Below are 22,371 nucleotides of genomic sequence, written 5' to 3' on the forward strand. Positions count from 1 at the left end.
CTCGCCTCGCCCTACTGGGCGTTCGTCCGCTCGATATAGCTGCGCAGTTCCTCGGCGTCTTGACGCGCATCGCGCAACCCGTCCATCGCCGCGCGCAGTTCCGCCTCTGCCTGCTGTAATTGGCTGGTCAGTTCCTGTTCGCGTTCGTGCAGGTAGGAAAGCGCCTGGTCGCGGGCCTCTTCGGCCTCGTGCAGGGCATGGGCCATCTGGTCCAGTTCGCTCATGTCGGACTGGGTAACGCGCGCGACGCGGTGGATCAGCCAAGAGGCAAACCAGCCCAGCAGGAAGGCCACGAACAGGATCAGCGTAGTCACGATCACGAATTCAGTCCTGTCCATCGCTGGTCTCCTGTGTTTTGTCTGAATCCGCTTGGCTTGGCATGTCGGGCCGGGCTTCGGGGGGAGCGGCGTTGTCGTCCGGGTCCGCGTCATCACCGGCGGTTTTTGCGCCGGTTTCGGGCGTGTCGTCCGTTTCTGTGTCGCCTTCGTCGTGACGGGCCGGTTCGGGCGCGATCAGTCTGAATGCAATTCGCCGGTTGGCCTCGCGCCCATCTTCGGTATCGTTATCCGCGATCGGCTGGCTTTCGCCATAGCCCTTGGCTGTCAGGTTGGATGTCAACACCCGCCGCGCCATCAGCGCGTCCAGGACAGCCTCGGCGCGTTGTTGGCTGAGGGCCTCGTTCATTTCCTCGCGGCCTTGGCTGTCAGTATGGCCGCCAATTTCGATCCGCGCGTCCGGGCAGGTTCTCAGAACGTCCGCGATCTTGTCGACAACCCGCACCGCCGCACCCTCGATCCTGGTCGCACCGGGGGCAAAGTTGATCTTTTGCTCGGCAAGGATCGTTTCGATCTGGGCAACGCAAAGCTCGGGGGCGGGGGCGGTATCGGGGATGGTCTCGGGTTCGCGATAGGTGATGTCGATCTGGAAATGCTCGGTCTCGCCCAGGCGGTCGGTCAGGATGCGGGTTGCCCGCGCGGTGGCGTCCTCATCCTCGGTCAGGCCGCGCAACGTGATGCGGTCGCTCTGGACCAGGACTGATCCGTTGCGAAGCTGCGACAGCGCCTCGAGCCCGGTCAGAACGCGCAACGACCAGCCCTCGGGCAGGGCGGGGTCGATCCGCATCGCGGCATAGACCTGCTGCTGTCCGAAACGCGATCGCGCATAGCTTTCGGCGGCTTCGCGCAACAGGGCATCGGGCACGCGGCCGCGCAATTGAACCAAGCCCTCGGGGGACAGCGTGGCAACGAATTCGTTCGGCCCCCGATCGGCCTTTGCCCCCTGTTCGAGATCGGGCAACACCGCCCTGAGCGCGAAGACGTCCGGCAGGTCGGCCTCCAACGCGCCTGCGACGTGATCGAAAAGCCGCGGCTCGGTGCCCTCGGGGGCGATCAACGACACATCGGCATCCGAAAAGGTCAGCGTGCCGCCCCCCAGTTCACCCACCGCCGCGATGCCGCGGGCCACGGCCATTCCCCAGCCCGGCGCAGGCACGCCAAGCCCCAGGGTGCAACGGCCCGTGCCGGGCATTCCCGCCTTGTGCGCCGCATCGAGGATCAACTCGGCCGCCTCCTCGGTGTCGGCGGTGCAGGCATCGAACCGTGCGCCCTCGTCATCCATGCGGAAGCGCAGGGTAAAGGGCGTGATCACCGGTCGCGGCGCAGAGATGTCCAGAATGACCTCAAGCCCATCGGGCACGGCGCGGTGCAGGTCGCGCTCTATCCGCGCCTTTTGCGTGGCGCTGTCCGAGACCGCGATGACCGATACGCGGTCCTTGCTGACAGAGACCTTCGATCTCTCGAGCAGGTCCAGCGCCTTCATGCCGAAGCTCATCGCGTCCTGCCAGCCCTGGGGTATGTCGTGATTGGCGATTTGCAGCATCTCGGTCACGGGCAGATCGTCGGAAATCTTTTCCAGCTCTGCCACGATGGTTTCCCGCCCGATGCCGAGAGGCACGAGCCCGATCACGGATATCCCGGCCTCGTTGCGCAACAGCTCGATCGAGAAACGCGGTGCGTTCAACGGCTCCGAGGGGGGGACGTCGATTTCGTCAAGCACATGTGCGCTGTCCAGAACGCGCCCGGCCGCTGAAAGGGCGCGGAATCGTCCGGCTTCGTCCGGGGCGGTGCCAGAAAGGTGGACCTGTGTTCCATCCGCGCGGACCGTCGCCCAGGTAAGGCCATCCTCCAAAAGCGCGGTGCGCACCTCTTGCGCGGTGCGTTTTTCCAGCAAGCCGACAGAAAGAACCGACGTTGCGAGTGCCAGCGCGGCGGCAGCGATCAGTGTCGCGGCGGTCAGGATCCTGGGAAATGTGAGTGTCATGCGCCCTGTCCGGCGTTGCGGATCATCGGATGACCCTCCTTAGAGCGGTGGCTGGCCCGTTTCAATCAGGCAAGAATGGCAAGCCCGAAGAACAGGACCGGGATCAGCCCCGCATCCCGGTTGGCGCGGAACAGGCGCAGGCAGGTTTCGCCGTCATCGGGATCAAGCTGGGAAAGTTGCCAGTAGAGATGCCCGGCAAAGCCAGCAACGCCCAGCAGCCCCACGAACAGACCAGCGCCTGACCCATGCCCGACCAGCGCCGTCATAACCGCAAGGACCATCAGTGCAACCGATAGCAAAAGGAACTGGTGCAGCCGCAGGTCTGTCAACTCGCCAAACAACAGGGCGGTCGATTTGACCCCGATCAGGGTGTCGTCGTCCTTGTCCTGATGGGCGTAGATCGTGTCGTAAAAGATCGTCCAGGCAATGCCGGAAGCGTAAAGCAGCAGCGCCGGCCAACCCAGGCTTCCGGTATGCGCAACCCAAAGCAACAGCGCCCCCCAGTTGAACGCAAGCCCGAGGAAGACTTGCGGCCAATAGGTAAAACGCTTGGCGAACGGGTAAATCGCCACCAGCGCCAGTGACCCGACGCCCATCGCGATCGCGTTGGCGTTGAAGGTCAGCAGGATGCCGAGGGCCACCAGCGACTGGATAACCAGCCATGCGATTGCGCCCCGCACACTCACCTGACCCGAGGGAATCGGACGTGACCGGGTGCGCGCGACCTTGGCATCGAACTCGCGGTCGGTGATGTCGTTCCAGGTACAGCCTGCCCCCCGCATCAGGAAGGCCCCCGCGGCGGTACCCACGATCAACCACAGGTCCAGCCAGAGAAACCCGCTGCTGGCCGCGGCCAGCGTGATCGACCACCAGCAGGGCAACAGCAACAGCCATGTTCCGATCGGCCGGTCGGCACGGGAAAGCCGCAGGTAGGGGCGTGCCCAGGCGGGCGCGTCGCGGTCTACCCAGTTGCCTTCGTATGCGTCGAAGACCTGGCCTTGCGGCTCTGGTGTTTCGCCGTTCGCAGGCATAAAACTGACCCCCATGAGCGATGTTCGTTTTACAAAAGTCCGGCTCTATGTAGAGCAGCCCTTGGGGGAGGGGCAATCCGTTCATCTCGCGCGCGAACAGGCGCATTATCTCTTTTCCGTGATGCGGCTTGTGCCGGACGATACGCTGTTGCTGTTCGATGGGCTTAGCGGCGAGTGGCTGGCCAGGGTGGCAGAGGCCGGTAAACGGAGCGGAACCTTGATCTGTGTCTCGCGGACCCGCCCGCTCCGACCGCCGCCCGATCTTTGGCTCTTTTTCGCGCCCATCAAAAAGGCGCGTACCGATTTCATCGTGGAAAAGGCCGCCGAACTGGGCGCGGCACGCATCTGCCCGGTTCAGACCGATTTCACCAATGCCGAGCGCATCCGCCGTGACCGTTTGCAGGCTCATGCGGTCGAGGCGGCGGAACAATGCGGCGGCACCTACGTGCCCGAAGTCGACGACCTGCGACGGCTCGACGATGTGCTGGTCCGCTGGCCCGAAGGGCGACAGTTGATGTTCTGTGACGAGACACTGGCGGGCGCGGGCCAAGGTCTGGGCGAGGCACCCGAGGGGGCGCCCTGGGCGATCCTGATCGGCCCCGAGGGCGGGTTTTCCCCGACTGAAAGGGCACGGCTGCGCGGGTTGCCCTTTGCTCATCCGGTCAGCCTCGGGCCGCGCGTTTTGCGGGCGGATACCGCAGCGGTGGCCGCGCTGACACTGTGGCAACTGGCATTGGGAGATTGGACATGAACCTGATCCGCCCCGAGGCGATGATGGCGATCATGCGGATGCGCGAATTGCTGGGTGCGCTGGCGATGGTAATCGTGGGGTTGTGGCTTTTCAGCGCCGGTGGCGCCTTTTTCAAGGCGCTGGGGGTCGGCGTGATCGGCGGAGCGGCCGCAATCGCCTGGGTCGGTTTGCAGCGCATGCGGTTCCGTACCCTCGATGACGGGCCGGGATTCGTGCGCCTCGACGAGGGGCAGGTGGCCTATTACGGACCGGACAAGGGTGGTTTCGTCGCCCTGAGCGAACTGAACGAAATCACGCTGGTCTTCGACGAGGCCGGCCATCGTTACTGGCGGCTGGTCCAGTCGCCCCGCGAAAGTGTGACGATCCCGGTCAATGCGCATGGGGCGGCCGCGCTTTACGACGTTTTTGTATCCCTGCCGGGCGCGCGTGCGGGGGCCTTCCTGACCGCGCTTGACCGCAGGCCGGGGGACGGGGCGATCACGCTATGGCGACGAGAGGCTCGCCTGGCCTTGACTTGATCGACCGCCCGGCGCACCTGTTGCCCCCGACGAGCAGGAACCAAGCGGAGGCCGCGGCCCATGTCCATTCCCCAATCCGGTGGCGGCCCGATCGAGGATCGCGCCCAACTGGCCGAGTATCTTGAGGCGGGTTGCAAGCCCAAGGATGATTGGCGCATCGGCACCGAGCACGAGAAATTCGGCTATGACAAGAAGACGTTGCAGCCTATCCCCTATGCGGGAGAACGGTCCGTGCTGGCAGTGCTGGAGGGGCTGCGCGTGCGCCATGGCTGGTCACCCGTCCTGGAGGGCGACCACCTGATCGGGCTGGAAAAGGACGGCGCCAATATCAGCCTTGAACCGGGTGGCCAGTTGGAACTGTCCGGCGCGCCGCTTGAGACGATTCACCAGACCTGCAACGAGGTGAACGAGCACCTGCGCGAGGTTAAGGATGTGGCCGACGAGATCGGCGTGGGTTTCATCGGGCTGGGGGCCGCGCCGATCTGGGAACACGAGGACATGCCGGTGATGCCGAAAGGGCGCTATCGGCTGATGACCGATTACATGGACCGGGTCGGCACCATGGGCAAGACGATGATGTACCGCACCTGCACGGTGCAGGTGAATCTCGACTTCTCGTCCGAGGCGGACATGGTGAAAAAGCTGCGGGTGGCGCTGGCGCTGCAACCCGTGGCAACCGCGCTGTTCGCCAACTCGCCCTTTTTGGAAGGAAAGCCTAACGGCCACAAATCCTGGCGAAGCCGCGTTTGGCGCGACCTGGACCCGGCGCGCACGGGCATGTTGCCCTTCGTCTTCGAGGACGGGTTCGGCTTCGAGCGGTGGGTGGATTACGCGCTCGATGTGCCGATGTATTTCGTCTACCGGGACGGCAGGTATATCGACGCGCTGGGCCAGTCTTTCCGCGATTTCATGGCCGGGAAACTGCCCGCGCTGCCGGGCGAGACGCCGACACTGTCGGACTGGGCCGACCACCTGACCACCATCTTCCCCGAGGCGCGGATCAAGAAATTCATCGAGATGCGCGGCGCTGATGGCGGGCCGTGGCGGCGGTTGTGCGCGTTGCCGGCCTTCTGGGTGGGGTTGACCTATGACCAGGACGCGCTGGATGCGGCCTGGGATCTGGTCAAGGGCTGGGATGCCGAAACCCGCGAGCAATGGCGCGTTGCCGCCTCGCGCGACGGTTTGCAGGCCAATGTGGATGGGCGGTCGATGCTGTCGCTGGCCGCCGAGGTGGTTTTGATCGCGCGGTCCGGTTTGCGCGCACGGGCGCGTCCCGGCCTGGGCGGCATGGTGCAGGACGAGCGCCATTTCCTTCACGCGCTGGAGGATTCGATCGAGACCGGCAAGGCCCCCGCTGACGAGTTGCTGGAACAGTACCACGGCGCGTGGGGGGGCGACCTCAGCCGGATCTACGAAGAGTTCTGTTACTGAACCCGTTTTGCTTGACGCATGCAGGAAAAGGCGGCGGGCAGGGTGCTGCTCGCCGTGATGAACGATCTCCGGCCGTCAGCGGAACACGCGGGTTTCGTTGATCCAGTCTACCATCGCCACGTCGAGCCGGCGCAGGATTTCGACCGCCGTTTCGGGGTCGTTGCGATTGACCAGCGCATCCAACGCGATCTGGACGCCACGGTGCATTTGCTGGATGCCGTCGCGCGCCTCGCGATTGGCGGAAGGTTTCATCTCGCCTGTTCCTTTTTGCCGATTTTCGGTTCGGTCCCGGCGATGAGGCGTCGGATATTGCCGGCATGCCGGATATAGATGAGTACTGCCAGCACCATAGCCAGACCGGCCATCTGGCCATATCCCAGCACCATCGCCCAGACCGGGGTCAGCGCGGCGGCGACCAGCGCCGATAGCGACGAATACCGCAGTGCCAGCGCCACTGCCAGCCAGGTGCCACAGGCCGCCAGCCCAACGGGCCAGGCCAACGCCAATGCCGTGCCGAGAAAGGTCGCCACCCCCTTGCCGCCCCGAAATCCTAGGTAGACCGGAAAGAGGTGGCCTAGAAAGGCCGCCAAACCAGCCAGTTGCGCGGCATCGTCGCCCACCGCGGCACGGGCAATCAGAACCGCGAAACCGCCTTTGCCCGCGTCGAGGATCAGCGTCAGCAAGGCCGCCGGCTTGTTGCCTGTGCGCAGCACGTTGGTCGCCCCGATATTACCCGACCCGACCTTGCGCAGATCCCCCAGCCCGAAGGCCCGCGCCATCACGATGCCGAAAGGCACCGCACCGAGCAGGTAGGCCAGGATCGCCACAAGGCCGAGGATCAGCGGGGAGGTTTCGATCACGGGCATGGCTCAGCCTTTCTCGAAGACGGGTTTTCCAGCCACCCAGGTGCCCAGCACATGGCCTTGCATCCTTGCGCCGTCGAAGGGTGTGTTCTTGGATTTCGAACGCAGGCCAAAGCGGTCCAGCACGAAGGGTGCGTCGGGGTCGAACCAGACCAGATCGGCCGGTGCGCCCGGCGCCAGCCGCCCCGTCGCAAGCCCCAGCCGCCGCGACGGGTTCAGTGACAGTGCCCGCCACAGACGGGGCAGGGCGATCGCGCCAGCATGGTAAAGCCGCATCGCGGCGGGCAAGAGCGTTTCGAGTGCCACGGCCCCGCTGGCGGCCTCTTCGTAGGGCAGGCGTTTGGACTCTTCGTCTTGCGGCGTATGCATGGACGAGATCACGTCTATGAGGCCCGAGCCCACCGCCTCGACCATCGCGAGGCGATCATCCTCGGACCGCAGGGGCGGTTTTACCTTGAAAAAGGTGCGATAATCGCCGACGTCCAGCTCGTTCAGTGTCAGGTGATGGATCGACACACCCGCAGTCACGTCGCGCCCGTTCTGCTTGGCGCGTTCCAGCGCGGGCAGGGCGCGCGCCGTGGTGATCTGGTCTGCATGGTATTTCGCACCCGTCATTTCCACCAGTGCAAGATCGCGGTCAAGCGCCATGCGCTCGGCCATGGGCGCAACCGCTGGCAACCCGCGCAGCGAGGCGAACTTGCCCGAGGTGGTGCAGGCCCCCTTGGATAGGCCGGGGTCTTGGGGATGGGCGATCACCAGCGCGCCAAGGCTGCGCGCATAGGTCATCGCGCGGCTCAGAACCTTGGTGTTTTCCACCACCCTGTCGCCATCGGTAAAGGCCACGGCCCCCGCGTCCAGCAGGAATCCGATTTCCACCATCTCGCGCCCTTCGCGGCCCTTGGTCAGGGTGGCCATGGGCTTGATTCGGACCGGGCTGGCCTCGCGCCCGCGGCGAGTGACGAATTCCAGAACCTCGGGCGTGTCGATGGCGGGGCAGGTATCGGGGCGTGTGACCATCGTGGTCACGCCGCCGGCCGCCGCCGCCGCACCTGCCGAGCCAAAGCTTTCCTTGTGCCGCTCGCCCGGCTCGCAGACCTTTACGCCGATATCGACAATTCCGGGGGCAAGGCATTTTCCGGCGCAATCGATCTTTGTTTCGGCGGGCGGCGCCTCGCCCGTTCCGATTGCAAGGATTGTCTCGCCCTCTACCAAGAGCCAGCCGAGCGCGTCGGTTTCGGCCTCGGGGTCGATCAGTCGGGCATTCGTGAAAAGGGTTTTCATCATGCGGTTCCCCGGCTTGTCTCGATCCGTGCGCGCACTGTCTCGGGATCGGCAAGAAACTTGACCAGGTGCTTGTCACCCGTCAGCGTCACCACCTGCACCGCGCTGCCCAGCTTCCGGGTAAGGCGGATCTTGTCCAGCGCCACGCGGCGCCCGCCGGGGCCCAGAAGGGCGCGGTCGGTCAGCGTCCAGACCACGGCCAGTTCCTCTTTCATCAGGTAGGCCCCGCGCAGGCCCACGCCCAGAACCGCGGCCACGATCCCCACCCAGGGATGGGGATTGCCGGTCAGGGCCAGGATGGCGCTGGCCGCCAGGCCGCCGACAAAGGCCAGCAGGATATGTGCCCTGACATACGTCGCGCGGTCGGGGAAAAAGCGGACGAGGGCGGCTTCGCCCGGTTCGGGGGGCGTCTGCGTCGCAGGATCAAACATTCAGGCTCTCCCGCCCCGCGCGCGCGGTTCGCAGGTTACGGGCCAGCAGGTCCATCGCGGCCATGCGCACCGCCACGCCCATTTCCACCTGTTCCTGGATCACGCTGCGGTTGATGTCATCGGCGAGCGTACCGTCGATTTCCACGCCCCGGTTCATCGGGCCGGGATGCATCACGATCGCGTCGTCCGCGGCATGGGCCAGTTTTTCGGCATCCAGCCCGTAGCGATGGAAATACTCCCGCTCCGAGGGGATGAAGCCGCCATCCATCCGTTCCTTTTGCAGGCGCAGCATCATCACCACGTCGGCGCCGGCCAAGCCCTCTTTCATGTCGTCATAGACTTCGACACCGAATTCTGTCGCCTTGGCCGGGATCAGCGTGGGCGGACCGACCAGGCGCACCCGGTTCTCCATCTTGCCCAGAAGAAGGATGTTCGACCGCGCCACGCGCGAATGCGCAATGTCGCCGCATATCGCGATGGTCAGCCGGTGCAGCCGTCCCTTGGCCCGGCGGATTGTCAGCGCATCCAGCAGTGCCTGGGTGGGATGCTCATGCCGCCCGTCGCCCGCGTTCAGAACCGCGCAATTGACCTTTTGCGCCAAGAGGTCCACCGCCCCCGAATTCGGATGCCGCACAACCAACAGGTCGGGGTGCATCGCGTTCAGCGTCAGCGCGGTGTCGATCAGCGTCTCACCCTTTTTTATGCTGGACGCCTGCATCGCCATGTTCATCACATCCGCGCCCAACCGCTTGCCCGCGATTTCGAAACTGGCCTGCGTGCGGGTAGAGGCCTCGAAGAACATGTTGATCTGGGTCATGCCCGCCAGCACGTCGCTGTGCTTTTGCGGGCTGCGGTTAAGGTCGACATACTCGTCGGCCAGATCCAGGATGGTAAGGATTTCGTCGGGCTTCAGCGGTTCGATGCCCAGCAGATGGCGCGCGCGGAATGTCATGGGGCCTCCGACCTGATCGCCCCGCTTATAGAAAGCGGGCCGGTCGCGGGCAAGGGAGCGTTGGCCATTGCCGTGCCCGGCCGCGCGGCCTAGCCTGTGCGGCATGGAGTCGGTACTGGATCATCACGATGCGCTGGCGCTTTTGACGTGGCAGGTCGAACTTGGCGCGACCGAGGCGATTTGTGATGCGCCGGTCAACCGCTACGAGATGGCAACGGAATCCTCCGCGGCCATGGCGCCCGACCGGCCTGCCGCCCCCCCCGCTGTTCCCCCCCGTCCTGTCGCAGCCCCTGTAACGCCGCCCGCCGCCCCCGGCATCGATCCCGTTGCGGTGGCTCGCCAGGCCGCCGCCGCGGCCAGGGATCTCGGCGAGTTGCGAGAGGCGATGGCGGCATTCGAATTCTGCGATCTCAGGCTAGGCGCGCGCAACCTGGTCTTTGCCGATGGAAACCCGCGCGCGCGCGTTATGGTGATCGGCGAGGCGCCCGGGCGCGACGAGGACATTCAAGGCAAGCCTTTCGTCGGTCGCGCGGGGCAGTTGCTTGACCGGATGTTCGCGGCCATCGGTATGGGCCGGGCCATGTCCGATGGTGCGCGCGCGGATGGTGCGCGCGCGATTTATATTACCAACGTCCTGCCCTGGCGCCCACCGCAGAACCGCGATCCAAAGCCCGACGAAGTGGCGATGCTCTTGCCTTTCGTGCAGCGTCATGTCGAACTGGCAAGCCCCGATATCCTGGTGCTTATGGGTAATATTTCCTGCAATGCGCTGCTGGGGCGCAAGGGCATCACCCGTTTGCGCGGCCAGTGGGCCGAGGTGCTGGGCAGGCCGGCGCTGCCGATGTTCCACCCGGCATACCTGTTGCGCAATCCCCATGCCAAGCGCGAGGCTTGGCATGATCTCTTGATGTTGCAGGCCAGGTTGCGAGAACTCGCATGAGCAGACCGGCAAGGGCGTTGCGCGTGCCACCGGGGGCGGCGGGGTGCGGTGTTACACGCCCCGGACGGGTTGGATGAGGTCACCCCGATCGCCCGTTCGGCAGGGGATGTTTGATCGGACAGCCCGTCTTTCGCGTCCGGCCGCGGCTTGCTGTTCGCGGTCATTTCCATGATAGCTGGGGCTGGGGTCGGCTTTGAAACGGCCGAGTCGCCGCCATGCCCCGTTATCCACCGGGGCGAGATCGGGGAGGACAGATGAGCCGCATCGACGAATCCAAGGACTTCATCCCCGTTCGCATCGCGGTCCTGACGGTGTCGGACAGCCGCAGCATGGCAGAGGACCGTTCGGGCCAGATCCTGGCCGACCGGATCGAGGCCGCGGGGCACAGGCTGGCCGCCCGCGAGATTTTGCCGGATGAACGCGATTTGATTTCCGCGCAATTGCGCGTCTGGTGTTCCGACCCCACCATCGACGTGGTGATTTCCACCGGCGGCACGGGGCTGACCGGCCGCGATGTGACCGTCGAGGCGCACCGTGATGTCTATGAAAAGGAAATCGAGGCCTTTGCCACGGTGTTTACCATCGTATCGATGAACAAGATCGGCACCTCCGCGGTGCAAAGCCGCGCCACGGGCGGCGTGGCGCAGGGGACCTACCTGTTCGCGCTGCCCGGCAGCCCGGGCGCTTGCAAGGACGCCTGGGATGAAATTCTCGCTCCGCAGTTCGATTATCGACATCGGCCTTGCAATTTCGTCGAGATATTTCCGCGGCTCGACGAACACCGGCGACGGAAATAGCCGGTTCGCGCGTAACGGTGTTGTTGCTTGGCGGATGCGCGTCCGGCGCCTATCTAGCGGCTGCGCGCGATAGCTTGCCTGCCGGGAAAGGAATTTGACTATGCGTTTTCTTCGCCGCAGCCTCGTGGGGCTGTTCCTGGTTGCCGTGACGGTGGGCATCCTGGCCTATGCGGGCAATTCCGTGCTGTCCGCTGTCAAGGCGCGCCTTGCACAGGAACCGGTCGAGCGTCCCGCCCGCGAGCGGGTCTTTGCCGTCAACGTGCTGGCCTATCAGTCGCAGGACATCGCCCCGGTGATGACGGCCTTTGGCGAGGTGCGTGCCCAGCGCACGCTTGAGGTGCGGGCACAGGCGGGCGGCGAGGTGGTCTACCTGCATCCGCATTTCGAAGAGGGCGGCGCGGTCGAGAAGGGCGAATTGGTGCTGCGCGTCGATCCGGCCAATGCGCAATCGGCACTGGACATGGCGCGTGCCGACCTGGCAGAGGCAGAGGCCGATCTGCGCGATGCCCGGCGTACGCTGGACCTGGCGCATCAGGAACTTGCCGCGACCGACGAACAGGCCCGCCTGCGCCTGCGGGCGCTGGAACGCCAAAAGGATCTGCGCGCGCGCGGCGTTGGCACCGATTCGGCGGTCGAAGAGGCCGAGTTGACGGTGGCATCCGCCAATCAGGCGGTGGTGTCGCGCCGCCAGTCGGTTGCCCAGGCTGAGGCCTCGGTGGAAACCGCCAACACCCGGTTGCAGCGTGCCCGCATAACCCTTGCCGAGGCGGAGCGCGATCTGGCTGACACGGAAGTTTTCGCCGCCTTTTCCGGCCAGTTGAGCAATGTGAGCCTGACCGAGGGGGGGCTGGTCTCTGCCAATGAACGGGTGGCCGACCTGATCGACGCCTCGGCGCTGGAGGTCTCTTTTCGGCTCTCGACGGTGCAGCATGGCCACCTTCTGGACGATGCCGGCCGCTTGCGCCCCGCGCCGGTGACCGCGGTTCTGGACGTGTTCGGCGCCGACCTGGTGACCGGGGGACATATCACGCGCGAGAGCGCGGCCGTCGGTGAGGGCCAGGTGGGGCGGTTGCTATTCGCACGGCTTGACGTTGCGCCCGGCTTTCGCCCCGGCGATTTCGTGACTGTGCGCATCGAGGAACCCGTGCTGAAAGGCGTCGCGCGCCTGCCCTCATCGGCTCTGAACGCCGCCGCAGAGGTACTGGTTCTGGGCGAGGATGACAGGCTCGAGGCGGTCGAGGTCACGCTTCTTCGGCGCGAGGGCGACAGTGTAATCGTGCGCGCGCCGGGGCTCTCAGGGCGCGAGGTCGTGGCCGAACGCTCGCCACTTCTGGGGGCGGGGATCAAGGTTCGCCCGATCCGGCGCGGCGTCGATGCCGCGGCACAGGATACGCCTGAAATGGTCGTGTTGACCCCCGAGCGACGCGCCGCCCTGATCGCTTTCGTCGACCGCAACCCGATGATGCCAGAGGATGCCAAGGCCCGCGTCAAGGCTCAGCTTGAACAGGAGCGTGTGCCGATGAAGATGATCGAACGGCTCGAAAGCCGGATGGGAGGCTGATCCATGTCCCGCTTTCCCAGCGCCGCGGGCGGTTTGCTATCTTATTTCACGCGCCACCGGACGGCGGCGAACCTGTTGTTGGTGATCCTGATCGTGGCAGGCCTCGTGGCCGCACCGCGGATGCGGGCACAGTTTTTCCCCGACGTGGTGATCGACGATATTTCTGTCGCGATCCAGTGGGAAGGCGCGGGTGCCGAGGATGTGGATGCAGGCATCGTGCAAGTGCTGGAGCCTGTCTTGCTGGCCGTCGAGGGTGTCGAGGGAAGCAGTTCGCGCTCTTCCGAGGGCAGCGCGATGATTACGCTGGAATTCGAACCCGGCTGGGATATGGGGCGGGCCGCCGACGAGGTGCAGGCCGCCGTCGACGGTGTGACGACCCTGCCCGATGAGGCCGAGGAACCAGAAGTGCGCCGCGGCGCATGGCGCGACCGGGTAACCGACGTGGTCATCACCGGGCCCGTAGCGCCGGACCAGTTGGGCCGCTTTGCCGATGAATTGGTGACGCGGCTTTTCGCGGTCGGTGTAACGCGCACGACCATCCAGGGCCTTGCTGCCTCCGAAACGGTGATCGAGGTTCCTTCGGGGGAACTCATCCGCCATGACGTGACCATGGCCCAGATTGCCGAGGCCATCGCCGCCGAGGTCGACACGGCCCCGGCCGGCGACGTCGCGGGCGGTAGCGCGCGGGTGCGCACCGGCGTGGAAAAGCGCGCCGCCGACCGGATCGCGGAAATCGTGCTGCGTTCCAACGCGGACGGCTCGAAACTGACCGTGGGCGATGTCGCCACGATCCGGCTTGAAGGCGTGGATCGCGCAAGGGCCTATTTCGTGGATGAAAATCCAGCAATCAGCGTGCGGGTCGATCGATCGGCGCAGGGCGATGCCATTGCCTTGCAACACCGGGTCGAAGAAGTGGCGGCCGAGTTGCAGGCGACCCTCCCCCCCGGCGTGTCGGTCGACCTGATCCGCACGCGGGCGGATTACATCCAGGGGCGGCTGGATATCCTGCTCGATAACGGGCTGATGGGGCTGGGGCTGGTGCTGGTGCTGTTGTTCCTGTTTCTCAATGCGCGCACGGCCTTCTGGGTGGCCGCGGGCATCCCGGTGGCGATGCTGGCCACGGTCGCGCTGATGTATGTGTCGGGCCTGACGATCAACATGATCTCGCTGTTCGCGCTGATCATCACGCTGGGCATCGTGGTCGATGACGCGATCGTGGTCGGCGAACATGCCGATTTCCGCGCCCGCCGACTGGGCGAGGGGCCTGTAGAGGCCGCAGAAAATGCCGCGCGCCGCATGGCTGCACCGGTCTTTTCATCGACCTTGACCACGGTGATCGCGTTTTTCGGGCTGGTTCTGATCGGTGGCCGGTTCGGTGACATGATTGCCGACATTCCCTTCACGGTGATCGTGGTGCTGTTGGCCTCTCTGGTCGAATGTTTTCTGATCCTGCCCAACCACATGGCCCATGCCCTCGCCCATTCGGCGAAACAGCATTGGTACGATGCACCCTCCAGGGTGGTCAATCGCGGGTTTGGCTGGTTTCGGCGCAGCCTTTTTCGTCCCTTCATGGCCGGTGTGGTCTGGGCGCGTTACCCGGTGATGGCCCTGACCATCCTGTTGCTTGCCAGCCAGGTGTCGCTCTTGATCCGGGGCGATGTGCCGTGGCGCTTTTTCAACGCGCCCGAGCAAAGCTCGGTCACCGGGAATTTTGCCATGCTTCCGGGGGCAACCCGCGAGGACACGCTGGAAATGATGCGTGAGATGCAGCGCGCAACCGAAGAGGTCGCCGCGAGATATGAGGCAGAGCATGGCGTTAACCCGCTGGATTACGTGCTGGCCCAGGTTGGGGGCACGACCGGGCGCGGGCTTGCCGGGGCGGATACCAAGGATGAGGATCTGCTGGGCTCGATCGCAATCGAACTTATCGACGCCGATCTGCGCTCCTATTCCTCGTTTCAGTTCGTCGGCGAGTTGCAGGACGCCGTGCGCCAGCATCCAAGGGTCGAAACCGTCAGCTTTCGCGGCTGGCGCGCGGGACCCGGTGGCGATGCGCTGGACGTGCAATTCTACGGGGCCGATGCCGATACGCTGAAAGCCGCGGCCGAGGCGCTGAAGACCGAGCTTGCCCAGTATGGTGAGGTCTCCGCCGTCGAGGACAGCATGGCCTATGACAAGGAAGAGCTGATCCTCGACCTGACCCCGCAAGGGTCGGCATTGGGTTTCACCATTGATGGTCTTGGCGGCGTGCTGCGTCACCGCCTGAACGGGATCGAGGCCGCGACCTATCCCGACGGCCCCCGCTCGGCCACGATCCGGGTGGAACTGCCCGAGGGCGAGCTGACCGCCGATTTCCTCGAACGCACCCTGCTGCGCGCGCCCTCTGGGCAATACTTGCCGCTGTCCGACATCGTGACCGTGCAACAGCGAACCGGATTTTCCACCGTGCGGCGCGAAAACGGGCTGCGCGTGGTGTCGGTTACTGGCGACATTTCCGAGGACGACCCGGCCCGCGCCGAACAGATCATGACCGAACTGCAGGAGGTGATCCTGCCCCGGATCGAGTCAGAGCATGGCGTCGCATGGCGCCTATCGGGCCTGGCCGAGCAAGAAAGCGAGTTTCTTGCAGATGCGAAATTCGGTCTCTACATCACCCTGATCGGAATCTACCTCGTGCTGGCCTGGATATTCTCAAGCTGGACAAGGCCCGTGGTGGTGATGGCGGTGATCCCCTTTGGGCTGATCGGGGTGGTTTACGGCCACATGCATTGGGGTGTGCCCCTGTCGATGTTCACAGTGGTCGGCCTGATCGGGATGGTTGGCATCATCATCAACGATTCCATCGTTCTAGTCAGCACGGTCGATGAATACGCCCGCACGCGGGGTCTTTTCCCGGCGATCATCGATGCGGCATGCGACCGGTTGCGACCGGTGCTGTTGACGACGGCGACCACGGTTTTGGGACTTGCGCCGCTTCTGTTCGAGAAGTCCCAACAGGCCCAATTCCTGAAGCCCACCGTGATCACGTTGGTCTATGGGCTGGGCTTTGGGGTCTTTCTCGTGTTGCTGGTGGTGCCGGCTTTGCTGGCCATGCAGCAGGATGTCGCCCGCCAGCGCGCCGCGCTGCGCCATGCTCTGCGCGCGGGGGCGCGGGGGCGGTCGGTCAGGTTGGCCACGGGCGGGGCGGCCGCGATCCTCGGTTTGTGGTTCGCCGCGACGATGGGCGCTGCGATCGTGACCGGGGCGCTGCCCGGTGCGCTGACCGGGATGGTGCCGCCGCTTAGTCAGGCTCCCGCGCTGCCTGCGGCTCTGGGCCTGTTTCTCGGGGGGGCTGTGTTGGTGGTGCTGGTGGCCTATTCGGCCGCGGCGCTGGCTATCGGGCGGGCAGGGCGCGCGGGCTGATCCCCCGCGCAGCCCCGGATATCGATGGCCTGTTCCGTACTCAGAAGGGTGATCCGCACCGAGGCTCGGTCCAGCTCGAAGGGTCTGCCGCTGACAGGAACGAGGTCGGCATGGGCCACCATTGTCTGCCCCGCCCGCAGGGTTTGTGCCTCTGACACCCAGATCGAGGGATCGCCCAGTTCGAACACCGCCGCCTCGCCGTCGCCAAGTTCGGGCACGTCGATCTTTGCCGTCAGCCGAATTCCGTCGGAAATCGGTTCGACCGCACAGAGCACCTCGCCCACTTGGGCCTGGTCGCCGGGCATGGGACGCGCGGCAAGGGCTGCGCGAATTGGGGCCTGTTGTCGCCCCGTGCCCGCTGCGGGCAGGGGCGCGGCGAGATCCAGGTCCATCGGCATGCAGATGTCATGGCATACGCCCAGCTCGATGCGGGCGCGCAACGCAATGGGTTCGCCCGGACGCGCCGGGGTCAACTCGACCGGAAGCACCACCTGCGTTTCATATCCGATCGTGCGCATGTCGTTGTTCGAGAACAGTTTGGGCCTGGGCCAATGCACCTGGACATCGGCCAGGTTATCCGACCCTGACCAGTCAAAGCGCGGCGGAATGCCTGCATCCCCCGGCGCGCGCCAGTAGGTTTTCCATCCCGGCGCCAAGTCCAGCCGCAGACCAGCCATGTAGGTGCCCGAGGCAGTTTGCCATCCGGGCAGGATCTCTGCATTCAAGATCTGGTCGTCGGCTGCGCCGGCCAACCGCGGCTGCGCAACAAGGACAACCAACGCCGCGGCGGCCACAAGGGTTCTGTTCCGTATACAGGTCATGGCCGACACCATATCAAGAGCCACGGAAAGCAAAAATCACATTCGGGCGAGAGCGTTGCGAAAAGTGTCGCGCTCCGGCTTGCGCCGGGAACGGCGCGGGCTCATTCTCGGGATATGAGCGCGATCCGACACCTCCTTCAGTTGAGCGGCAAGCTGTTGATCGCGATGCCGGGCATGGGCGATCCCCGTTTCGAGAAAAGCGTGGTCTATCTTTGCGCCCATTCCGACGAGGGGGCGATGGGGTTGATCATAAACAAGCCTTTGAAAGGTTTGTCGTTTTCTGACCTTCTTGAACAACTCGGCATTCCGAGTGCCCCGGGCGCGCGCCCGGTGCGCGTCCATTTCGGGGGGCCGGTGGAACATGCCCGCGGTTTTGTCCTGCATAGCGGCGACTATGGCGGCGACCGCGACAGCACGCTAAGGGTCGATGGCCGCTTTGCCATGTCGGCGACGGTGGATGTCCTTGCGGACATCGCACGAGGCGATGGTCCGGCCCGCGCGCTCTTGGCATTAGGCTATGCGGGCTGGGGGCCCGGCCAGCTAGAGGGCGAGATCCAGCAGAACGGCTGGCTTACCTGTGAGGCCGCGCCCGAACTTGTCTTTGACGAGGCGGACGCGACCAAATGGGAACGCGCATTGCGCACCCTTGGTATAGATCCCCTGATGCTGTCCGCCGCCGCCGGACATGCCTGAAGGCGGCAGGGTGATCGCTGCCACCCAAGGCCCGCCCTTGCCGCGCCCGCGGCCTCAGGCGTTCAACACCCGCCCGGCAATCGCGTCCAGCCGCGCGACCAGCGCCGGGTCGCGTTTTTCCGGCGCCGTGATAAGGGCGTATTCCAGTGCCGTATCACAGCCCTTCTCACAAGGCTTGTGGGCGCCCAGAAGTCCCGGCAACCGGGTCACCATCGCGCGGGCCTTTTCGGCATTGCCGACAAGCGTCTTGACGATGTCGGCCACCTCGACCGCGTCGTGGTCGGGGTGCCAGCAATCGTAATCGGTGACCATGGCGATCGAGGCATAACAGATTTCGGCCTCGCGGGCGAGTTTCGCCTCGGGCATGTTGGTCATGCCGATCACGTCGCAGCCCCAGTTTTCCCGGTAGAGTTTCGATTCCGCCAGCGTCGAGAATTGCGGCCCCTCCATCGCCAGGTAGGTGCCGCCCTGGTGGATTGTGATGCCCTCGTCGCGGGCGGCCTGAAGGCAATGGGCGCCAAGCCTGCCGCAGGTCGGGTGCGCGACGCTGACATGGGCGACGCAGCCCTGGCCGAAAAAGCTCTTCTCGCGGGCGAAGGTGCGGTCGATGAATTGGTCCACGACCACGAAATCACCCGGCGCCAGTTCTTCGCGGAATGACCCGCAGGCGGACACCGACACGATATCTGTCGTCCCCAGCCGTTTGAGCGCGTCGATATTGGCGCGGTAGGGCACGGTCGAGGGCGAATGCACGTGGCCCCGGCCATGGCGCGGCAGGAATGCCATCTTAACCCCGTCCAACGTTCCGGTCAGGATCTCGTCCGACGGTGTGCCCCAGGGGCTTTCTACCGCTGTCCATTGCGCGTCCTCCAGCCCGTCGATGTCATAGACGCCCGAGCCACCGATCACCGCGATCATCCGTTCCATGTCATCCGCCCTTTTTTCGTTGAATTGGCATGCGCGCCCCTTCTACCGGGATCAGCCACCAAGTGAAGCCGCAGCGTGGCCGCAGGGGGGAAATCGGAACAGGCCGGGCCCGTAGACCTGATTTTTCGTCGAAAATCACGTCCGGTACCTAGTCGTCGGGACGATCGAGCGCGAATAGAGCGTCGATCACGGCGTAATCGCGATAGCCCATTCGGGCCAGCGGTCGAAACTGCGTGACGTCGAAATACCCCGCGACAACGAAATCGTCGCGCATGTGAATGCCGGTGACTTCGCCGAAAACGGCGAAATTGGCCGCGCCCGGAAGTTGCAGGATTTGGGTCAGGCGGCATTCCAGGTTTGCGGGCGCCTCTGCTACGCGGGCGCAGGCGATGGTCTGGCAGTCCGCCTTGGCGATGCCTGCCTGTTCGAATTCGTCGATTTCGCGCCCGAAGGCACCCGAGGTCGCGTTCATCGCGTCACGCATCTCGAAGGCGACGATATTCACGCAAAACACGCCGGTCTCGCGGATATTGGCAACGCTGTCCTTGGTGCCGTCTCGATCCGGTTTCGCGGCGGTCGAGGCGAACATCACCTGTGGCGGCTCATAGGCGACCGCGTTGAAAAAGGAATAGGGCGCAAGGTTGTCGGCGCCCTTGGCGTCACGGGTGGAAATCCAGCCGATCGGGCGCGGCGTGACGATTGCGTTGAACGGGTTGCGGGGCAGGCCGTGGCCGTCTTGGGGGCGGTAGAACATGGGTGCATATCTCGCTGGCGTTTGCCCCCGGCATAACCCCGTGCTAGGGCCGTTTCCAGCAGGAAGGCAGGGGCGCGCGTGATCCGTCTGGCACAAGAAACCGCGGCAGACTGGTGGGAGGTCGAGGGGCTTTATGACCTGTGCTTTGCCCCCGGCCGCACCGCGCTGTCCTCTTACCGGCTGCGTGAGGGCGTGGCGCCGGTGGCCCCGTTATCATTGATCGTGCGCGACCGTGACGGCATTCTTGCCGCTGCGATCCGTTATTGGCCGGTGCGGGTGGGGGGTGTTCCGGCGCTGTTGCTGGGGCCGATCGCGGTGCATCCCACGCGCCAAGGCGAGGGGCTGGGGGCCGCACTGATCCGTGCCTCGCTGGAAAGGGCGCGGGATCTTGGCCATGCACGGGTGATGCTGGTGGGTGATGCGCCCTATTACGAACGCTTTGGTTTTGCGCGCCTGAACGGGGTGATCATGCCGCCGCCCACCAACCCCGAGCGCGTGCTGGGAATCGACCTGGTGCCGGGGGCATGGGCGGGCGTTACGGGCGAGGTGACGCGCGCGGATGCGTGAGGGCGCGCGATGATGGCCGCAACGTGACGCGACGGGAAATTTTCGTGAAAAACCGCTGGTCGGGATGCCAGCGGTCATTCCCCCCGCCGACGCAGCCAGTCCATCACCGCCGGGCGCACCGATTGCGCCCCGCTGGCGCGTGCCGCGTCGATGACCGCACGGGCCTCGGAAAGGTCGCTTTTGCGCAGCATGTGCTTGACCGGCCCGATCGAGGCCGGGCGCATCGACAACGCCCTCAGCCCGATGGCGGCAAAGCACAGCGCCTCGACCGGCCGCCCCGCATCCTCGCCGCAAAAGCTGAGCGGTGTGCCGGTCTCGGCGCAGCGTTTCACGATCAGTTCGAGGAAAGTCAGGAAACTGACATTCAGCGTGTCATACCGGCGGCGCACATGCTCGTTCTCGCGGTCGGCGGCAAAAAAGAACTGTTTCAGATCGTTGCCGCCGATCGAGATGAAATCGGCCTCTTCGTAGAATTGCCGAGGCGCAAAGGCCATTGACGGCGTTTCCAGCATCGCGCCGATCTCGACCTTTTCGGGCAGGGCGCGGCCAAGTCGCTCTTCGCGTTCCAACTCGTTGAAGACATGTTCGCGCGCGGCGCGAAACTCGTCGAGTTGCGCGATGAAAGGAAACATAAGGGCGAGCGGCCGACCGTTTGCCGCCCGGATGAGCGCCTGCAACTGCATTCGCATAACGCCGGGCCGATCCAGCCCGACCCGGATCGCGCGCCAACCAAGCGCGGGGTTGGGCTCGTCGCGACGCTTCATGTAGGGCAGCATCTTGTCCGAGCCGATATCGAGGGTTCGGAACACGACCCGTTTGCCGTCCGCGGCATCCATGACGCGCGCATAAAGGGCGGCCAGTTCGCTGCGCCGGGGCACGTTGGAACGCACCAGGAATTGCAACTCCGTGCGGAACAGGCCAACGCCCTCGGCCCCGGAACTGTCCAACGAGGGCAGGTCCGCCATCAGCCCCGCATTCATCGTCAGCGCAACCCGGCTGCCGCACAGTGTCAGCGCCGGTTCCTTGCGGATCGAGGCATAGCGTTTCAGCGCCTTTGCCTGCATCGCCATCTTGTCGCGGAACGCGGCGGCGACGGTTTCCTCGGGGCGCAGATGCACGATGCCCTGTTCGCCATCGACAAGGATCGGGTCGCCATTCAGCGCCTCGGTTGTGATCCGGCCTGCATGTACGATCAAGGGGATTGCCAGCGCGCGCGCCACGATCGCCGCGTGACTGCCGACCGAGCCTTCCTCCAGCACGATGCCACGCAGAGAGCGTCCGTAATCCAGCAATTCGCCGGGTCCGATATTGCGCGCGATCAGGATCGGGTCAGAGGGGCGTTCGGCTCCGGTGCGTTCGCCCTGGCCTGTCAGTATGCGCAACAGGCGGTTGGACAGGTCGTCGAGGTCATGCAGCCGCTCGCGCAGATAGGGGTCGGGAACGGTCTGCATCCGGGCACGTGCGGCGGATTGTTCCTTTTCGACCGCGGCCTCGGCGGACAGGCCGCGGGTGATATCCTCTTCCATCCGGCGTTTCCAGCCGCGGGAATTGGCGAACATCCGGTAGGCTTCCAGCACCTGCAACTGTTCGCTATCGCCGTCGGGTGCGCCGTTCAGCATCTGGTCGACGGTCACGCGCAGCCGGTCGACGGCCTCGTTCAGGCGGGCCAGTTCCGTGGCCGGATCATCGGCGATCGGCCTGGTGACGACCACACGTGGTTCGTGCAGCCAGACATGGCCCATGGCCACACCTTCTTGCGCGACGGTGCCCCGGATCATTGCCGGGCGGGAATGAAGTGCGCTCAGCGCCTCGCCCTCGCCGACAAAGGCGCCAAGTTCCGTCATTTCGGCAAGCACCATCGCGACGACTTCCAGGGCGTAGATCTCGTCGTCGGAATATTGCCGACCCTCCTTTGACTGGACAACAAGAACACCCAGCCGTTCGCCCAGACGTTGCACCGGCACGCCCAGGAAGGAGGAATAGATTTCCTCGCCCGTTTCGGGCATGTAACGAAAGCCGCGTTCCTGCGGCGCGTTGCCGGTGTTGATCGGGCGGGCGGTCTTGGCGACGCGGCCAACCAGCCCCTCGCCAACGCGCAGGCGCGTCTGGTGGACAGATTCCGGCTTTAGCCCCTCGGTTGCGCATAGCTCCAGGGTATCGGCGTCGCGGAACAGGTAGATGGAACACACATCCGTGCCCACCTGTTCGGCGATGATGCGGGTGATGCGATCAAGCCGCTCTTGCCCTGCACCGGGCTCGGCGAGGGTGTCGCGCAGGCGGCCAAGCAGCCTGCGGCTCGCGCTGTCCGTTTGTTCGGGCATTTGCCCCCGCG

21 protein-coding genes are annotated in these 22,371 nt (G+C 65.0%); 9 read left to right on the top strand and 12 right to left on the bottom strand.

The window, feature by feature from the left end; genetic code table 11:
- Positions 1 to 11: 11 nt before the first annotated feature.
- From EV663_RS00555 to ubiA, 3 genes are all read right to left on the bottom strand, one after another.
- Positions 12 to 338 (bottom strand): hypothetical protein, encoded by a 327-nt coding sequence (locus EV663_RS00555; RefSeq protein ID WP_132949820.1) that lies wholly within the window; start codon positions 336 to 338, stop codon positions 12 to 14.
- Positions 325 to 2,319 carry an OmpA family protein gene (locus EV663_RS00560; RefSeq protein WP_132949821.1) on the bottom strand — a complete coding sequence of 665 codons (1,995 nt, stop codon included), beginning with the start codon at positions 2,317 to 2,319 and terminating at the stop codon, positions 325 to 327. Before EV663_RS00560 ends, EV663_RS00555 begins: the two co-directional genes overlap by 14 nt.
- A 65-nt stretch (positions 2,320 to 2,384) precedes the next feature.
- Positions 2,385 to 3,365, bottom strand: a complete 981-nt coding sequence (ubiA, locus tag EV663_RS00565) for a 4-hydroxybenzoate octaprenyltransferase (RefSeq protein WP_243697836.1) — start codon at positions 3,363 to 3,365, stop codon at positions 2,385 to 2,387.
- Here ubiA and EV663_RS00570 point away from each other — a divergent pair.
- The 3 genes from EV663_RS00570 to EV663_RS00580 are packed head-to-tail and all read left to right on the top strand — an operon-like array spanning position 3,364 to position 6,050.
- Complete coding sequence (locus EV663_RS00570; RefSeq protein ID WP_132949822.1) at positions 3,364 to 4,101, top strand: 16S rRNA (uracil(1498)-N(3))-methyltransferase; 738 nt, start codon at positions 3,364 to 3,366, stop codon at positions 4,099 to 4,101. The two genes, ubiA and EV663_RS00570, sit on opposite strands and share 2 nt — an antisense overlap.
- Positions 4,098 to 4,619 carry a hypothetical protein gene (locus EV663_RS00575; RefSeq protein WP_132949823.1) on the top strand — a complete coding sequence of 174 codons (522 nt, stop codon included), beginning with the start codon at positions 4,098 to 4,100 and terminating at the stop codon, positions 4,617 to 4,619. Before EV663_RS00570 ends, EV663_RS00575 begins: the two co-directional genes overlap by 4 nt.
- Positions 4,620 to 4,679: 60 nt before the next feature.
- Positions 4,680 to 6,050: a glutamate--cysteine ligase gene (locus tag EV663_RS00580; RefSeq protein ID WP_132949824.1), complete on the top strand. Its 1,371-nt coding sequence runs from the start codon at positions 4,680 to 4,682 to the stop codon at positions 6,048 to 6,050.
- Positions 6,051 to 6,125: 75 nt separating this feature from the next.
- On the opposite strand, the gene EV663_RS15540 is transcribed toward EV663_RS00580, so the two are convergent.
- The 5 genes from EV663_RS15540 to EV663_RS00600 are packed head-to-tail and all read right to left on the bottom strand — an operon-like array spanning position 6,126 to position 9,577.
- Positions 6,126 to 6,302, bottom strand: a complete 177-nt coding sequence (locus EV663_RS15540; protein WP_165910099.1) for a hypothetical protein — start codon at positions 6,300 to 6,302, stop codon at positions 6,126 to 6,128.
- Entirely contained in the window at positions 6,299 to 6,916 is a 618-nt protein-coding gene (gene plsY, locus EV663_RS00585; protein ID WP_132949825.1) for a glycerol-3-phosphate 1-O-acyltransferase PlsY, read from the bottom strand. Before plsY ends, EV663_RS15540 begins: the two co-directional genes overlap by 4 nt.
- A gap of 3 nt (positions 6,917 to 6,919) precedes the next feature.
- Positions 6,920 to 8,194 (bottom strand): dihydroorotase, encoded by a 1,275-nt coding sequence (pyrC, locus tag EV663_RS00590; protein WP_132949826.1) that lies wholly within the window; start codon positions 8,192 to 8,194, stop codon positions 6,920 to 6,922.
- Positions 8,194 to 8,625 carry a hypothetical protein gene (locus tag EV663_RS00595; RefSeq protein ID WP_132949827.1) on the bottom strand — a complete coding sequence of 144 codons (432 nt, stop codon included), beginning with the start codon at positions 8,623 to 8,625 and terminating at the stop codon, positions 8,194 to 8,196. Before EV663_RS00595 ends, pyrC begins: the two co-directional genes overlap by 1 nt.
- On the bottom strand, positions 8,618 to 9,577 hold the full coding sequence (locus tag EV663_RS00600; RefSeq protein ID WP_132949828.1) for an aspartate carbamoyltransferase catalytic subunit: 960 nt from the start codon (positions 9,575 to 9,577) through the stop codon (positions 8,618 to 8,620). The genes EV663_RS00595 and EV663_RS00600 overlap by 8 nt, the downstream gene beginning before the upstream one ends.
- Positions 9,578 to 9,680: 103 nt before the next feature.
- On the opposite strand from EV663_RS00600, the gene EV663_RS00605 reads away from it, so the two are divergent.
- The 4 genes from EV663_RS00605 to EV663_RS00620 all read left to right on the top strand — a co-directional run bounded on the left by EV663_RS00605 (position 9,681) and on the right by EV663_RS00620 (position 16,277).
- On the top strand, positions 9,681 to 10,517 hold the full coding sequence (locus EV663_RS00605; RefSeq protein WP_132949829.1) for a uracil-DNA glycosylase: 837 nt from the start codon (positions 9,681 to 9,683) through the stop codon (positions 10,515 to 10,517).
- Positions 10,518 to 10,771: 254 nt separating this feature from the next.
- A complete protein-coding gene (gene moaB, locus EV663_RS00610) occupies positions 10,772 to 11,314 on the top strand; it encodes a molybdenum cofactor biosynthesis protein B (protein ID WP_132949830.1) in 543 nt (180 codons plus the stop codon).
- Positions 11,315 to 11,414: 100 nt separating this feature from the next.
- Positions 11,415 to 12,875 (top strand): efflux RND transporter periplasmic adaptor subunit, encoded by a 1,461-nt coding sequence (locus tag EV663_RS00615; RefSeq protein ID WP_132949831.1) that lies wholly within the window; start codon positions 11,415 to 11,417, stop codon positions 12,873 to 12,875.
- A 3-nt stretch (positions 12,876 to 12,878) separates the two neighbouring features.
- Complete coding sequence (locus EV663_RS00620; RefSeq protein ID WP_132949832.1) at positions 12,879 to 16,277, top strand: efflux RND transporter permease subunit; 3,399 nt, start codon at positions 12,879 to 12,881, stop codon at positions 16,275 to 16,277.
- Here EV663_RS00620 and EV663_RS00625 read toward each other — a convergent pair.
- Positions 16,229 to 17,098 carry a protein-disulfide reductase DsbD domain-containing protein gene (locus EV663_RS00625; protein ID WP_132949833.1) on the bottom strand — a complete coding sequence of 290 codons (870 nt, stop codon included), beginning with the start codon at positions 17,096 to 17,098 and terminating at the stop codon, positions 16,229 to 16,231. The genes EV663_RS00620 and EV663_RS00625 overlap by 49 nt on opposite strands.
- A gap of 114 nt (positions 17,099 to 17,212) precedes the next feature.
- Here EV663_RS00625 and EV663_RS00630 point away from each other — a divergent pair, with 114 nt between their 5' ends.
- On the top strand, positions 17,213 to 17,791 hold the full coding sequence (locus tag EV663_RS00630) for a YqgE/AlgH family protein (protein WP_132949834.1): 579 nt from the start codon (positions 17,213 to 17,215) through the stop codon (positions 17,789 to 17,791).
- A gap of 54 nt (positions 17,792 to 17,845) precedes the next feature.
- Here EV663_RS00630 and EV663_RS00635 read toward each other — a convergent pair whose 3' ends face one another.
- The gene (locus EV663_RS00635; RefSeq protein ID WP_132949835.1) at positions 17,846 to 18,718 is read right to left on the bottom strand and encodes an S-methyl-5'-thioadenosine phosphorylase; all 873 of its coding nucleotides are present in this window, start codon (positions 18,716 to 18,718) and stop codon (positions 17,846 to 17,848) included.
- 148 nt (positions 18,719 to 18,866) lie between these two features.
- Positions 18,867 to 19,472: a flavin reductase family protein gene (locus tag EV663_RS00640; protein ID WP_132949836.1), complete on the bottom strand. Its 606-nt coding sequence runs from the start codon at positions 19,470 to 19,472 to the stop codon at positions 18,867 to 18,869.
- A gap of 78 nt (positions 19,473 to 19,550) precedes the next feature.
- On the opposite strand from EV663_RS00640, the gene EV663_RS00645 reads away from it, so the two are divergent.
- Positions 19,551 to 20,039: a GNAT family N-acetyltransferase gene (locus EV663_RS00645; RefSeq protein ID WP_132949837.1), complete on the top strand. Its 489-nt coding sequence runs from the start codon at positions 19,551 to 19,553 to the stop codon at positions 20,037 to 20,039.
- Positions 20,040 to 20,113: 74 nt separating this feature from the next.
- On the opposite strand, the gene ptsP is transcribed toward EV663_RS00645, so the two are convergent.
- Positions 20,114 to 22,360: a phosphoenolpyruvate--protein phosphotransferase gene (ptsP, locus tag EV663_RS00650; protein ID WP_132949838.1), complete on the bottom strand. Its 2,247-nt coding sequence runs from the start codon at positions 22,358 to 22,360 to the stop codon at positions 20,114 to 20,116.
- Positions 22,361 to 22,371: the final 11 nt, after the last annotated feature.

Source organism: Rhodovulum bhavnagarense, assembly GCF_004343505.1.
GTDB classification, from domain to species: Bacteria; Pseudomonadota; Alphaproteobacteria; order Rhodobacterales; family Rhodobacteraceae; genus Rhodovulum; species Rhodovulum bhavnagarense.

Excerpts from the sequence above, each read along its gene's own strand:
- ptsP (WP_132949838.1), bottom strand. The coding sequence starts at position 22,360 with ATGCCCGAACAAACGGACAGCGCGAGCCGCAGGCTGCTTGGCCGCCTG.
- EV663_RS00570 (WP_132949822.1), top strand. The coding sequence starts at position 3,364 with ATGAGCGATGTTCGTTTTACAAAAGTCCGGCTCTATGTAGAGCAGCCC.
- moaB (WP_132949830.1), top strand. The coding sequence starts at position 10,772 with ATGAGCCGCATCGACGAATCCAAGGACTTCATCCCCGTTCGCATCGCG.
- plsY (WP_132949825.1), bottom strand. The coding sequence starts at position 6,916 with ATGCCCGTGATCGAAACCTCCCCGCTGATCCTCGGCCTTGTGGCGATC.
- EV663_RS00555 (WP_132949820.1), bottom strand. The coding sequence starts at position 338 with ATGGACAGGACTGAATTCGTGATCGTGACTACGCTGATCCTGTTCGTG.
- EV663_RS00640 (WP_132949836.1), bottom strand. The coding sequence starts at position 19,472 with ATGTTCTACCGCCCCCAAGACGGCCACGGCCTGCCCCGCAACCCGTTC.
- EV663_RS00615 (WP_132949831.1), top strand. The coding sequence starts at position 11,415 with ATGCGTTTTCTTCGCCGCAGCCTCGTGGGGCTGTTCCTGGTTGCCGTG.
- EV663_RS00625 (WP_132949833.1), bottom strand. The coding sequence starts at position 17,098 with ATGACCTGTATACGGAACAGAACCCTTGTGGCCGCCGCGGCGTTGGTT.
- EV663_RS00600 (WP_132949828.1), bottom strand. The coding sequence starts at position 9,577 with ATGACATTCCGCGCGCGCCATCTGCTGGGCATCGAACCGCTGAAGCCC.
- EV663_RS00630 (WP_132949834.1), top strand. The coding sequence starts at position 17,213 with ATGAGCGCGATCCGACACCTCCTTCAGTTGAGCGGCAAGCTGTTGATC.
- EV663_RS00620 (WP_132949832.1), top strand. The coding sequence starts at position 12,879 with ATGTCCCGCTTTCCCAGCGCCGCGGGCGGTTTGCTATCTTATTTCACG.
- EV663_RS00575 (WP_132949823.1), top strand. The coding sequence starts at position 4,098 with ATGAACCTGATCCGCCCCGAGGCGATGATGGCGATCATGCGGATGCGC.
- EV663_RS00635 (WP_132949835.1), bottom strand. The coding sequence starts at position 18,718 with ATGGAACGGATGATCGCGGTGATCGGTGGCTCGGGCGTCTATGACATC.
- EV663_RS00560 (WP_132949821.1), bottom strand. The coding sequence starts at position 2,319 with ATGACACTCACATTTCCCAGGATCCTGACCGCCGCGACACTGATCGCT.
- EV663_RS00595 (WP_132949827.1), bottom strand. The coding sequence starts at position 8,625 with ATGTTTGATCCTGCGACGCAGACGCCCCCCGAACCGGGCGAAGCCGCC.
- ubiA (WP_243697836.1), bottom strand. The coding sequence starts at position 3,365 with ATGGGGGTCAGTTTTATGCCTGCGAACGGCGAAACACCAGAGCCGCAA.
- EV663_RS15540 (WP_165910099.1), bottom strand. The coding sequence starts at position 6,302 with ATGAAACCTTCCGCCAATCGCGAGGCGCGCGACGGCATCCAGCAAATG.
- EV663_RS00605 (WP_132949829.1), top strand. The coding sequence starts at position 9,681 with ATGGAGTCGGTACTGGATCATCACGATGCGCTGGCGCTTTTGACGTGG.
- pyrC (WP_132949826.1), bottom strand. The coding sequence starts at position 8,194 with ATGAAAACCCTTTTCACGAATGCCCGACTGATCGACCCCGAGGCCGAA.
- EV663_RS00580 (WP_132949824.1), top strand. The coding sequence starts at position 4,680 with ATGTCCATTCCCCAATCCGGTGGCGGCCCGATCGAGGATCGCGCCCAA.